Origin of the sequence: Chitinilyticum litopenaei DSM 21440 (assembly GCF_000428145.1) — a bacterium.
In the GTDB taxonomy this organism is placed as follows: domain Bacteria; phylum Pseudomonadota; class Gammaproteobacteria; order Burkholderiales; family Chitinibacteraceae; genus Chitinilyticum; species Chitinilyticum litopenaei.
The window spans coordinates 53,891-67,594 of sequence record NZ_ATZJ01000007.1; the positions used below are offsets into that span (position 1 = coordinate 53,891).

Consider the following 13,704-nt stretch of genomic DNA (forward strand, 5'->3'; position numbering starts at 1 on the left):
CCTTTCTGCCGCATTCCTGTCGTTCAGGCAAAAAGCCAGGGCTGTTCCTGCTTGCGCTTGTCTTCAAAGGCACGAATTTCATCGGCGTGACGCAGGGTCAGGCCGATTTCATCCCAGCCATTCAAGAGGCAGGCCTTGCGGTGCTCGGTAATGTCAAAGCTGAACACCTGGCCGGACGGGGTGGTAATGGTTTGCGCCGCCAGATCGATATGCAGGCGATAACCCTCGGCTTCCTGCGTTTCGCGGAACAGCTGATCGACCACTTCGGCGGGCTGCACGATGGGCAAGAGGCCGTTCTTGAAGCAGTTGTTGAAGAAAATGTCGGCAAAGCTCGGCGCGATCAGCGCGCGAAAGCCGAAATCCTCGATGGCCCAGGGTGCATGCTCGCGGCTGGAACCACAGCCGAAGTTGTCACGCGCCAGCAGGATCTGCGCGCCGGCATAACGTGGCAGGTTCAACTCGAAATCAGGGTTGAGCGGACGCTGGCTGTTGTCCATGCCCGGCTCGCCGTGATCCAGATAGCGCCATTCGTCAAACAGATTGGGGCCAAAGCCGGAGCGCTTGATCGATTTCAGAAACTGCTTCGGAATAATGGCGTCGGTATCGACATTGGCGCGATCCATCGCGCAGACCAGACCGTGCAATTGGGTGAATGCTTTCATTTATTGTGCTGCCTTCTCGATGGCCTGACCGCCCTTCTTGATGTCTTTACCGATGCCTTCCACGGTATTGCAGGCAGTCAGCGTCAGCAACACAGCACACAAAATGGAAAAAACGCGCATGAGGATTCCCCTTTGAATCAGGCAAAACTGCGGATGTCGACAAAGTGGCCGGCAATCGCCGCCGCTGCGGCCATTTCGGGGCTGACCAGATGGGTACGGCCGCCCTGGCCCTGCCGGCCTTCAAAATTGCGGTTGGAGGTCGAGGCGCAGCGCTCGCCCGGCTCCAGGCGGTCGGCGTTCATCGCCAGACACATGGAGCAACCCGGTTCGCGCCACTCAAAACCGGCGTCGATGAAAATCTTGTCCAGCCCTTCCTCTTCCGCCTGGCGCTTCACCAGCCCGGAGCCCGGCACAATCAGCACCAGTTTGACGTTATCGGCTTTTTTCCGGCCCTTGACCACCTTGGCGGCTGCGCGCAGGTCTTCGATGCGACTGTTGGTACAGGAACCGATGAACACCTTATCGACCGGAATGTCGGTAATCGGGGTGTCGGCTTCCAGCCCCATGTACTGCAGCGCGCGGGTATAGCTGGCCTGCTTGACCGGATCGGCCTGGTCGGCGGGATTGGGCACCACGGCAGTCACCGGCAACACCTGCTCAGGGCTGGTGCCCCAGGTCACTTGCGGCGCGATCTCGCTGGCATCGAGCTCGACCACGGCGTCGAACTGCGCGCCTTCGTCGGATTTCAGCGTGTTCCAGTATGCGACGGCCTTGTCCCACTGCTCGCCCTTGGGGGCGAATTCGCGCCCCTGCAGGTATTCGGCTGTTTTTTCATCAAACGCCACCATACCGGCACGCGCGCCACCTTCGATGGCCATATTGCACAGCGTCATCCGGCCTTCCATGGACAGGCCGCGAATCGCGCTGCCGCCGAATTCGATCGCGTAGCCAGTGCCACCGGCGGTGCCGATCTTGCCGATGATGGCGAGCGCGACATCCTTGGCGGTGACGCCAAAACCGAGTTCGCCGTCAACGCGCACCAGCATGGCCTTGGACTTCTTGGCGACCAGCGTTTGCGTGGCCATCACATGCTCGACTTCGGATGTGCCAATGCCGTGCGCCAGCGCGGCAAACGCGCCGTGGGTGGACGTGTGGCTGTCGCCGCACACCACGGTCATGCCCGGCAGCGTGGCGCCATGCTCGGGGCCGATGACGTGGACGATGCCCTGGTTGATGTTCTTGAACGGGTAGTACGCCAGCGCGCCGAATTCCCTGATGTTCGCGTCCAGCGTTTCCACCTGGGTCCGCGAGATCGGGTCCTGGATGCCTTTGTCCCACTCGTTGGTCGGCGTGTTATGGTCGGCGGTCGACACGATGGAGCTCTTGCGCCAGAGCTGGCGGCCGGCGAGCTTCAGGCCTTCGAAGGCCTGCGGGCTGGTGACTTCATGCACCAGATGGCGGTCGATATAGATCAGACAGGTGCCGTCGGCTTCCTGGCGCACGATGTGCGATTCCCAGAGCTTGTCATAGAGTGTTTTGCTGGACATGCGCGTTCCGCTCAGAAGTGGATCAACAATGTCGACAAGCATACTCAGGGATTGATACCGGAACAAGACCAGTGTTTATACTGGTATAAACGCTAACAGGGTGATGAAAATCGGTTTTCGCCCGATAGCACGCTCCGGGCAAAGCCCGGCACCAATCACTTTCTGCACAATCAAGGACTTAGTGCTGTTTTTCATGCGTTTTCCCCGGTTTCGCCGCGCAAAACGAGTACAGGTTGTTTTTCAGCAGCCTTCCCACAGTCTTCCAGGATAAACACGCATGTCCACACGCCAGCAAGAGCTTGCCGATTTTCTGAAAGCCGTGCGGCTGCGCGCCGATCCGGCGGCCTTCGGCTTTGCCGGCAGCGCGCGCCGGCGCACCACGGGCCTGCGCCGCGAAGAGGTCGCCCAGCTGGCCGGCATCAGCCCGACCTGGTACACCTGGATCGAACAGGCGCGCGAAGTCAGCATGTCGGTCGCCGTGCTCGACCGGCTGGCCAATGCCCTGCGCATGGATCCGATGCAGCGCGGCTATCTGTTCGAGCTGGCCGGCAAGCTCGACCCCCAGCCTCACCATCCTGAAAGCCGGCTCGATCAGGCGATCATGCAGCAGCTGGTCGATGCGATTGCCACCCCCAGCTACCTGCTGGGCCCGTATTGGGACGTGCTGGCCTGGAATGCCGCCGCCGCCGGGCTGTTTGGCCACTGGCCGCGCTCGGGGGAGCCACTGAACCTGCTGGAATATGTGTTTTTTGCCGAGGATGCGCGGCAACTGATCGTCGACTGGGACAATCGCTGTCAGCGCCTGGTCGCGGAATTTCGCGCCGATAGCCGGGCCATGCTCGACGATCCGCATTTTCTGGCATTGCTGGCGCGCATGGAAGCCAGCGAGCGCTTTCGCACTTACTGGCATCAGCATGACGTGCTCGACCGCCAGGGCGGCTTGCGGCGTTTCCAGCATCCGCAGCACGGCGAACTGGCTTATCTGCAGTGCAGCTTTGCGCTGACCCAGCAGCAGGCACTCAAGCTGGTCATGCTGCTGCAGGCGGAGTAATACATCAGAATGTATTAGCCTGCAGCCCAATCATTAATTGAGCTTCAGAGATATACCCAAGATCGAGCTGAAACAGGTCGTTCATGGCAATGCCGGTGACGTGCTCTCGCCTTTCTCTGTGCTCTCTGTGGTCGATTTGGAGTGTGCCAAGCAGTCTTGCTACAGGGACCGCCATGCAGGCATCACCGCCGCAAACGCCCCCCAATCAAACCACCTGCAGCGCTTCCAGCTGCTCCTGCAGCTCCAGCCAGCGCAATTCCAGCTCGTCCAGCTCGGCTTTCAGCTCGGCTTCGCGCTTGAGCACCTGCTGCAATTCGTCCTTGCGCGCGGCCTCGTACAAGCCCTCTTCACCAAGCCGGCGACTCAGTTCGGCATGCTCGCTGCTGATGGGCGCCATCTTGCGCTCGATCTGCTGCAACTCCTTCTCCAGCGGCTTGCGCTGCACGGCCAGCTTCTGCCGCGCTTCGGCTTCATCGCGCTTTTGCTGCTTGCGATCCTGCCCGGCGCTTGAGGCACGCAACTCGCTGCTGGCGGCGGCGCGCTGCTCCTGGCTGTAGCGGGTGTAATCGTCCAGATCGCCGTCAAAGGGCCGCACGCGCCCGTTCTCGATCAGCCAGAAGTCATCCACGGTGGCGCGCAGCAGATGCCGGTCGTGCGAGACGACGATCAGCGCGCCTTCGAAGTCCTGCATGGCCAGCGTCAGTGCCTGGCGCATTTCGATGTCGAGGTGGTTGGTGGGTTCGTCCAGCAGCAGCAGATTGGGCTTTTGCCAGATCAGCAGCGCCAAGGCGAGGCGCGCCTTTTCGCCGCCGGAGAATGGCGCGATGGGCCCGGTCGCCATGTCACCATGGAAATCGAAGCCGCCCAGATAATTGCGGTGATCCTGCTCGCGGGTGGCCGGGTCGATTTTTTGCAGGTGCCACAGCGGCGATTCGTCCAGGCGCAGGTGTTCCAACTGGTGCTGGGCAAAGTAGCCGATCTTCAGGCCCTTGCCCTCGACCAGCTGGCCCGACAAGAGCGGGCGCTCACCGGCCAGCGCCTTGATCAGCGTGGATTTGCCGGCGCCATTCACACCCAGGAGGCCCAGTCTGGCGGTTTTCTCCAGGCTGAGATTCAGGCCGCTGAGAATGGGCCGGGCCGCATCGTAGCCCGCACAGCCGTTTTCGATGCGCAGCAACGGATTCGGGCTGGAATCCGGTTCGCGAAAGGCAAAACTGAACGGCGAATCGACATGCGCCGCTGCGATGCGTTCCATGCGCTCCAGCGATTTCACCCGGCTTTGCGCCTGCTTGGCCTTGCTGGCCTTGGCCTTGAAGCGGGTGATGAAGGATTCAAGATGCGCGATTTCGCGTTGCTGCTTTTCAAAGGCAGCCTGTTGCAGTGCGAGCTTCTGCGCCTTCTGCTCTTCAAAATCGGCGTAATTGCCGGTGTAGAGGTTGAGTTGCGCGCGTTCGATATGCAGGATCTGGCGCACGGTGTTGTCGAGGAAATCGCGGTCGTGCGAAATGACGACGAGCATGCCCTGGTACGAGCTCAGCCAGTTTTCCAGCCACACGACAGTTTCGAGGTCCAGGTGGTTGGTCGGCTCATCGAGCAGCAGCAGGTCGGAGCGGCACATCAGCGCCTGCGCCAGATTCAGGCGCATGCGCCAGCCGCCGGAAAAGCTGGATACGGGGCGTGCGGTTTCTTCCTGGGAAAAACCGAGTCCGGCCAGCAGCTTGCCGGCGCGCGCACGCGCGGAATAACCGTCGATGGCTTCGAGCCTGGCCAGCAGTTCGGCGTGCTCATGGCCCTGATGGTCGGCGATGGTGGCCAGCTCGCTTTCAATGCGGCACAGCTCGGCATCGCCCTGCAGCACGTAGTCGAGCGCGGAGATCGCCAGCGCGGGCGTTTCCTGCGCGACATGGGCAATGGTCAGGCGCGGGGGAAGTTCCAGGTCACCGGTATCGGCGTGCAATTCGCCGCGCAGCAAGGCAAAGAGGCTGGATTTGCCGGCGCCGTTGGCGCCCACCAGGCCAGTCTTGCTGCCCGGATGCAGGGTGAGATCAACGCGGTCGAGCAGCTGCTTCGTACCGCGCAGGAGAGTGAGGTTTTTAAGTCGGATCATGACCGGGAGTTTACCACCCCCGGTCGGTGCTCAGACAGCCAGGCTTTCGCGCACGCTGATGAGCGCGCGATCAGTCAGCGAACCGCCTTCCTGCAGGCGACGAATCAGGCCACGCCGCAAGGCTGCGTGCATTTCGTGCCGCAGCAGGGTCTTGCCATTGCCGCCGCTGCGGTTGGTCAGCAGGAAGCGCGTGCCCTGCGGGCTGATCCAGGAAACACGCAGGCGCATGGGCTCGGCTTCGCCATCCTGGAGCCACTCGACCCACTCGCCCCGCTCGGGGAGCACGTCTTGCGGCACCGGCACCAGCGCCGGCAGCGTTTCCGGTTCGGGCAGCAGCGACACCTGCTCCTTGATGACTGGTGCCGAGAGATCCAGCTGCACATCGGGCTGGGCCTTCAGGCCACTGCGAATGGCTGCGGCATGGCAGTGCACCAGCTCCGAGAAAAACTGCTTGCAATCGGCTTCGCTTGCACCTGCCGCGCGCGCCCCCTCTTCGAGTACCTTGAGCATTTCCGGCAGGGTATTGACCAGTTTCAGACGCTCTTCGGGACCGATTTTCGGCAACACGCTCCAGATCAGCTGGTCCATGGCATTGACGCGCGCCGCAAACAGGGGCTCGCTTTCTCCGGCGGGTCCATAGGCAGCGGCCAGCGCAGAGCGCCAGTATTGCGCGATGAAGTCGGCAACCAGCGGCGGCAATTCGCGGGTGCTGAAACGCACGCGCACCATCGTGTCGGCCGTGACGCGGCCGATTTCGCGCACTTCGGTATCAAGCAGTTCGCTGGTGGTTTCGGCGGTTTGCGCTTCAACCGCCTTCAGCTCGGCGGCCAGGAATGCTTCCAGCTCCTGCAGCGCAAGCTCGAATACTTCGACATTGTCGCCAAATTTGGCAACCACCCAGGCAACAACGGACGACAGCTTCTCGAAACGGCGATCACCCGTTTCCATTTTTTCCGGCGCGTCCAGCGCCGCTTCGGCAATGCAGTCCAGCAGGCGGCGTGCGGGGTGGTTCTTTCTGGCAAAGAAACTGCCGTCGAGCATCGACACCTTGAGCACCGGAATCTGCAGACGCCCGATCAGTCCTTTTACCGATGCCGGCAGCCGGCTGTCGTTGAACATGTGCTCGAACAGCAGTGCCACGAGATCCAGGGTCATGCCATCGACTTGCGAGAGCTTCTTGGCCCATGAGGTCGAGCGCAGGATGGCGACCATGTTGCGGCCAGCCAGAGTTTCTCCGCCCTGCTCGTCCACAAGCTCGCTGCTTGCTGCCAGAGTGGGATTTCTGCGCTGCAGGGCAGTCAGAAAATCAAGCCAGGCCGGTGGCGGCGCGTGTTCGGCATGCAGCGCCGAGCCGCCTGGCCCCTGCTGGGCAATTTCCAGCTGCTCCAGTGCGGCAAAGTGAGCGGCCAGGGCCTCGGCCTGCGGCAGGGGCAGGTGGACACCACCGGCAAACCCGGCCTTGCCGGGTGCATCTTCCGCTTTTGCCCCGGCAGCGGCGTCCGGCGCGGCTTTCTGTGCGCGGGCGACTTCGGCGGCAACGCGCGGCGTGCGCGGCATTACCGGCTCGACATGCTGCTGGATCAGGAACTGGTTCACGCTCTGGTAAACCTGGGCGACTTGCCCAGCCAGCTCGTTTTCGAAGGCCTTGAGTGCGACAAGGCGCGCATCCAGCCCGCTTTCCAGCTGCCGGCAGGCAGTCAGAAAGGCTTCACAGATGGCCTCCGGGCTCATCGGATTCGCCGTGGCTTCATCGGGCGCGATCAGGGTGGCGAAACGCTGCTCCAGCTGGCTGAGCTGTTCGCCGCCGTTGTTTTTCAGCGTTTGCGCCAGATTGGTGGCAGTGAGGTTTTCTTCGTACTCGTCGTTGGCTACCAGTGACAGCGCGGCAGGGCTGGCATTGACCTTGTAAAAATCATGCTTGGCCTGCACCGTCTGGCTGTGCGCAAGGCGGGCATTGAAGGCCGCAATGAAGCGCTGCCGAAATTCATCGGCCAGCAGGCTGCGTTTCTTCTGCATTTCCGCCCGGGCGGCGAAATAGGTGTCGCGCAGCTTGCGGTCGTGAGTCTTGTCGGCCAGATCGAGGTAGGTTTGCTCTAGCCGGGTGAAAAAACCGTCCAGCGACTGGCCGAGCAGCTGGATGGCCAGGTCGCGACACGCGGCAAGGGTGGGATCTGCAACCGGCATCTGCATGCTTGGGCCCGCTCTGGTAAACGATTGTGGCTGAGACTGGTTCATGGCGACTCCCGGGTGGGCGCTACTGCAGCATGCTAAATATGAGCAAATATTAGCATAACATAATACTCAACCCGGGCGCCGTCAATCATCGTAGGGCAACTGTTCGTCGCCTGGCGAGTCGGCTTGCTGCCCGCCCGGTGTGCTGGCTAGATTGAACTATCGCAGCCCTGCCGGATGTCGCCAATGACTAGCTTTGCCACTGATCTGACCGCAGCACTGGCTGCCCGCAAACTCGACTCGCTGTCTGCCTGCCTTGCGCACTACTTCCGCGATCTGCCCGACTCTGATCGCACCCTGCGCTCGCCCGACGAATGGCTGGGGCAATTCCTGATGCATGTCCGCCTGGCGGGCGACAGCGGCGACCTTGGCGCCTATCGGCTCAATGTCTGCAACCCCGATCTTGCCGAGCACGGCTGGCAGAGCCGCCACACCGTCATTGATCTGGTCATTCCCGACATGCCTTTTCTGGTGGACACCATTTCCATGGCGCTGGCCCGCCAGGGCTTGCGGGTGCATGTGCTGTTGCACCCGGTCATGACGGGCATCCGCCAGTCCGATGGCCACATCGCCGGCCAGCTGGATGGCGCAGGCCGCGAAGCCTGGATGCACTTCGAAGTGGATCGCGTCACTGGCCCGCGTGTCAATGCGCTTGTCGCGGAAATCGAGGCGGCGCTGCAGGCACTGCAGCAAGCCGTGCACGACTGGCCGGACATGCAGGCACTCGTCAAGGAAGAGCAAGCCTGGTATGCGGCCAGTCGCGCCGATGGGCATGCGGAAATCGCGGCATTTCTCGACTGGCTGCTGGCCGATCATTTCGTGTTCCTTGGCAGCCGCGATTATCACTTCAGCGATGGCGAGCTGCTGATCCGCAGCGAGCATGATCGTGGCATCCTGCGCAGCGACGCGCCCGGAACAGTCTCGCGCGTCTGGCAGCACCTCAGCCCGCCGCTGCGCGCCAGGGCCTTTACCGGCAACATCCTGCTGATCAAGTCGGCGCGCCGCTCGATCATTCACCGGCCGGCCTATCTCGATCTGGTCATCCTGCGCCGCTTTGCCGACGATGGTAGCCTTACTTCCGAACGGCGCTTTTTTGGCCTGTATGCCGCAAGCGCCTACAACACACCGGCGCGGCATATTCCCGTGCTGCGCCAGAAAATCGAAGCCGTGCTGGCGCGCACGGCAGCCGATCTGGGCGGGCATCGCGGCAAGGCGATGCTCAACATCCTGGACACCTATCCGCGCGACGAGCTCATCGAGATCAGCGAAGATGACCTGGCCCGCATCGCCACCGGCATCCTGGGGCTGCACGAGCGTCAGCATGTCCGAGCATTTTTCCGGGATGACATCTACCAGCGTTACACCTCGGTGATGGTGTTCGTGCCGCGCGACAATTACAACACCGACATCCGCCAGAAAATGGTCGACATCCTGCGCGAAGATCTGGCGGGCGAGCAGGTCGAATTCAATGTCGCCATGGGTGACGGCCCGCTGGCGCGCATCCAGTTTCGCGTGCATCGCCGCAGTGGCGAGCAGCCCGCCCAGGACTTCGCCGCGATCGAAGCGCGGATCAGCAAGGCTGCGCAGCGCTGGCAGGATGGGCTGCTGCACGCCCTGGTGGCAAGCCATGGCGAGGAGCACGGCAACCAGCTGTTCCAGCGCTACCAGTACGCCTTCAGCGCCGGTTATTGCGCCGAACACCCGCCCGAACTCGCAGTGCACGACATTGTGCATGCCGATCGCGCCTGCCGGCTCCAGGCACTGCAGCTGGCCTTGCATCCGGCTGGTCCGCTTGATCACGAACTCTGGCGCATCAAGCTCTACCACGCCCAGGCAATCACGCTGTCTGCCTGTCTGCCGCTGCTGGAAAACCTCGGCCTGCAAGTGCTGGACGAACGCCCGCATGCCGTCACACTGGCTGACGACAGCTCGGCTTGGATCATCGACATCGGCATCCGCCTGCCCATCGGGGCGTCGCTGGAAAATCCTGCGGACCGCGAGCGCATTCTGGCCGGCTTTGCCGCGATTTTTGCCCGGCAGACCGAAAATGACAGCTTCAACCGGCTGCAATTGCTGGCCGGCATGAACTGGCAGGATGTCCGGCTGCTGCGTGCCTATTGCCGCTACCTCAAACAGGTCGGGCTCAATCATTCAGCCGACCTGCTGGCCGACACCCTGCTCAAGCACGCCGGCATCGCCCGCCAGCTGGTGATGCTGTTTCATCTGCGCCACCAGCCCGACGACCCGCAGGATGCCGTGGCCGATCTGCTGGCCGAGGAAATCGCCCAGGCCTGTGCGGCACTGCCCAGCGTCGACGACGAGCGCATACTCAGTGGGCTACTCTCGGCCTGCGAGGCCACGGTGCGCAGCAATTTCTTCCAGCAGGCCGCCGATGGCGCACCGAAGCATTACCTGTCCTTCAAGATCGCATCGGCACGGGTACAGGGCATGCCGCAGCCGACGCCGCTTTACGAGATTTTCGTGTACGGCGCCGAGTTCGAGGGCATCCACCTGCGCGGTGGCAAAGTCGCGCGCGGCGGCTTGCGCTGGTCCGATCGTCGCGAGGATTTCCGCACCGAGGTGCTGGGGCTGGTCAAGGCACAGATGGTGAAAAACACGGTGATCGTCCCGGTAGGATCGAAAGGCGGCTTCGTACTGAAAAACCCGGCCAGCGATCGCGAACAATGGCTGGCGCAGGGCAAGGCCTGCTACCAGGACTTCATCCGCGGCCTGCTGGACCTGACCGACAATCTGCAACAAGGACAAATCCAGCCTCCGCCGCGGGTACGGCGCCGCGATGCGGATGACCCCTATCTGGTCGTCGCGGCCGACAAGGGCACGGCCAGTTTTTCCGATCTGGCCAATACGGTCAGCCAGGAATACGGCTTCTGGCTGGATGACGCTTTTGCCTCCGGCGGCTCGGTCGGCTACGACCACAAGAAAATGGGCATCACCGCGCGCGGTGCCTGGGTATCGGTCGAACGGCATTTTCGCGAAATGGGGCTGGATACGCGCAGCGAAGCCTTCACCGTGGTCGGCATTGGCGACATGTCGGGTGATGTCTTCGGCAATGGCATGCTGCTCTCGCCCTGCATCCGGCTGCTGGCGGCCTTTGACCATCGCCACATTTTCCTCGATCCCGACCCGGACCCGGTCGTGGCGCTGGCCGAGCGGCAACGGCTGTTTGCCCTGCCCCGCTCGTCCTGGGAGGACTACTCGCCCGAACTGATTTCCGAAGGTGGCGGTGTATATTCCCGTAGCCTAAAGAAGATAAGGCTCAGCCCGCAGATACAGTCAGTCCTATCCATTGCCGAGGCCGAGCTGGAGCCGGCCGCCCTGATCCAGCGCCTGCTGCGTGCCCCGGTTGACCTGCTGTACAACGGTGGCATCGGCACTTATGTCAAGGCCAGCCACCAGAGCCATGCCGAGGTGAACGACCGCGCCAATGATGCGGTGCGCATCGACGGGCGCGAGCTGCGCTGCCGCGTCGTTGCTGAAGGCGGCAATCTGGGCTTCACCCAGTCCGGACGCATCGAATACGCGCTCGCGGGCGGGCGCATCAATACCGACGCCATCGACAACTCCGCGGGGGTGGACTGCTCCGACCACGAGGTGAACATCAAGATTCTGCTCGGCGCCATCCTGCGCAACGGCGATCTGACCCTCAAGCAGCGCAACGAGCTGCTGGCGAGCATGACCGACACCGTCGCCGCGCAGGTACTGGCCGACAATGCCGCGCAAACACTGGCCATCACGCTGGAGCTGGCCCAGGGCATGTCGTTGCTGCCCGTACACCAGCGTCTGATGCAAAGACTGGAAAGCCAGGGCAAGCTCTCGCGGCGGCTGGAATACCTGCCCTCCGACAGCGTGCTGCAAGAACGCCAGGCCAGCGGCCAGTCCCTGACGCGCCCCGAGCTCGCCGTACTGCTGGCCTACGCCAAGATCGTGCTCAACCAGGCCTTGCTCGCCAGCACCCTGCCCGATGAGCCCAGACAGGTGGGCAATTTGCTGCACTATTTTCCTGCTGCACTGGTCGCGCGCTACGAAACGGACATCCTGGCGCATCCCTTGCGGCGCGAAATCATCGCCACGATACTCACCAACCGCATCGTCAACAATTACGGCCTGACCTGCGTTTTCCGCCTGACCGAAGAAACCGAGAGCCCCGACGAGCGCGTGATCGCCGCGCTCCTGCAGGCCGAAGCGCTGCTGGGCAGTACCGGCCTGATCACCGCGCTGGAAGCGCAGGAGACGCCGCTGCCCAGCGACGAGCGGGTGGCCCTGCTGCTGGCCATCCGCCGGCATACCGAACGGCTGGCACGCTGGCTGCTGCAGCATCCGGGACTCTGCGCCGACACACTGGCGCGCTGGCCGCAACTGCAGTCTGCGCTACTGGAAAGCCACGGCGTATCGGCCGCAGCCAGTGCCGGCTGGCTGGTGCGCACGCTGTTGCCGCACTCACTGGGTCTGATGGAGTTGCTGCAGCGGCTGCCTGCCGGGATCGACCCCGCACAGCTGCCCGCCTTGCTGGCCGACTATCTGGCGCTGCATCGCCGGCTCGGGCTGGACTGGCTGTCGGCCACCATCGAAGGGCTGCCGCGCGGCAATCGCTGGCAGACCCTGGCGCGGCTGGCCGCGCGCGATGAACTCAACCGCATTCTGGCCGAACTCACGCTGGCCGTGGGCGCCGCCGGAGCCGGTCGGGCAGAAGACTGGCTGGCCGGACAGGCAGAGGCGCTGACGCGCATTGATCGTCTCTTTGCCGGGCTGCAACAGGAGCAAGCCGACCTCGCCATGATCACGGCAGCCCTGCGCGAACTGCGGGCAAGGCTGCTGGCCTGACAAGGGGCAGCCAGCGCGCCGGGAGGCTGGTATAATCGGCGGTTTTGCAAGATAAAACGGACTGAACTGCATGGAAGCGGAACAGCTCAATCAGATCGCCAACCGGTTTGATGATCTCGGCCAGCGCGCCGATGAATTGAAGCGTTATCTGGATTACCCGGCCAAGGTCGACCGCCTCGAAGAAGTGGTGCGCCTGATCGAAGACCCGGAACTCTGGAACGACCAGAAAAAAGCCCAGGAAATCGGCCGCGAGAAAAAAGCGCTCGAAGATGTGGTCGTGGTGCTTGACGATGTCAGCAATGGCGTGCGGGATGGCCGCGAGCTGTTCGACATGGCGCGTGCCGAAGACGATTTCGACACCATCGCCGCGATCGAGGAAGACCTGGTCGCGCTCGAAGAGCGCATCGCCAAGCTCGAATTCCGCCGCATGTTCAACAATCCGATGGATCCAAGCCCCTGCTTCATCGACATTCAGTCGGGCGCCGGCGGCACCGAAGCCCAGGACTGGGCCGGCATGCTGCTGCGCATGTACGTACGCTATGGTGAGCGCAAGGGTTTTGACGTTGAAGTGCTGGAAGAATCCGCCGGTGAAGTCGCCGGCATCACCAGCGCGACGATCAAGCTCTCCGGTGACTACGCCTTCGGCTTTTTGCGCACCGAGACCGGCGTGCACCGCCTGGTGCGCGTGTCGCCGTTTGACTCCAACGCGCGCCGCCATACCTCGTTCTGCTCGGTGTTCGTCTACCCGGAAGTCGACGACAGCATCGAAATCGAGATCAATCCGGCCGATGTACGCACCGACACCTTCCGCGCCTCCGGCGCCGGCGGCCAGCACATCAACAAGACCGACTCGGCCGTGCGCCTGACGCACATCCCGACCAATACCGTCGTGCAGTGCCAGAACGACCGTTCCCAGCACAAGAACCGCGACGAAGCCTGGAAAATGCTGCGCGCCAAGCTCTACGAGCTGGAGCTGAGGAAGCGCATGGAAGCGCAGCAATCGCTCGAAGCCGGGAAGTCGGATATTGGCTGGGGTCACCAGATCCGCTCCTACGTTTTCGACCAGAGCCGCATCAAGGATCTGCGCACCGGTTATGAAGTGGGCAACCTCAAGGGCGTCATGGACGGCGATCTGGACGGCTTCATCGAGGCCAGCCTGAAACAGGGCGTTTAAATGTGTGCATTGCGTAGGAGGGGTTAAGCGCAGCGATACCCATCACTACCGCAAACTGGATCAAACCTTGATGGGTATCGGTCTACGAC

The 13,704-nt window shown here is 62.6% G+C and carries 8 protein-coding genes; 3 read left to right on the forward strand and 5 right to left on the reverse strand.

Annotation, left to right across the window (positions count from 1 at the left end):
* Positions 1-23 precede the first annotated feature (23 nt).
* From leuD to leuC, 3 genes are read right to left on the reverse strand one after another with little or no spacing between them, the layout of a single operon-like run.
* The gene (gene leuD / locus C515_RS0104705; protein WP_028454597.1) at positions 24-662 is read right to left on the reverse strand and encodes a 3-isopropylmalate dehydratase small subunit; all 639 of its coding nucleotides are present in this window, start codon (positions 660-662) and stop codon (positions 24-26) included.
* Positions 663-782, reverse strand: coding sequence for an entericidin A/B family lipoprotein (locus C515_RS23465; protein WP_144290343.1), 120 nt, complete (start codon positions 780-782; stop codon positions 663-665). It abuts the gene before it with no gap.
* Positions 783-799: 17 nt separating this feature from the next.
* A complete protein-coding gene (leuC, locus tag C515_RS0104715) occupies positions 800-2,209 on the reverse strand; it encodes a 3-isopropylmalate dehydratase large subunit (RefSeq protein WP_028454598.1) in 1,410 nt (469 codons plus the stop codon).
* A gap of 277 nt (positions 2,210-2,486) precedes the next feature.
* Here leuC and C515_RS0104720 point away from each other — a divergent pair, with 277 nt between their 5' ends.
* On the forward strand, positions 2,487-3,260 hold the full coding sequence (locus tag C515_RS0104720) for a helix-turn-helix transcriptional regulator (protein ID WP_028454599.1): 774 nt from the start codon (positions 2,487-2,489) through the stop codon (positions 3,258-3,260).
* A gap of 205 nt (positions 3,261-3,465) precedes the next feature.
* Here C515_RS0104720 and abc-f read toward each other — a convergent pair whose 3' ends face one another.
* Both abc-f and C515_RS0104735 read right to left on the reverse strand, forming a co-directional pair.
* Positions 3,466-5,367: a ribosomal protection-like ABC-F family protein gene (gene abc-f / locus C515_RS0104730; protein ID WP_028454600.1), complete on the reverse strand. Its 1,902-nt coding sequence runs from the start codon at positions 5,365-5,367 to the stop codon at positions 3,466-3,468.
* Between the two features lie 30 nt (positions 5,368-5,397).
* Positions 5,398-7,551 carry a DUF1631 family protein gene (locus C515_RS0104735; RefSeq protein ID WP_158380777.1) on the reverse strand — a complete coding sequence of 718 codons (2,154 nt, stop codon included), beginning with the start codon at positions 7,549-7,551 and terminating at the stop codon, positions 5,398-5,400.
* 234 nt (positions 7,552-7,785) lie between these two features.
* Here C515_RS0104735 and C515_RS19535 point away from each other — a divergent pair, with 234 nt between their 5' ends.
* Together C515_RS19535 and prfB are read left to right on the forward strand one after the other, a co-directional pair.
* Positions 7,786-12,441 (forward strand): NAD-glutamate dehydrogenase, encoded by a 4,656-nt coding sequence (locus tag C515_RS19535; protein WP_051304638.1) that lies wholly within the window; start codon positions 7,786-7,788, stop codon positions 12,439-12,441.
* 70 nt (positions 12,442-12,511) lie between these two features.
* Positions 12,512-13,615, forward strand: a complete 1,104-nt coding sequence (gene prfB, locus C515_RS0104745) for a peptide chain release factor 2 (protein WP_028454602.1) — start codon at positions 12,512-12,514, stop codon at positions 13,613-13,615.
* Positions 13,616-13,704: the final 89 nt, after the last annotated feature.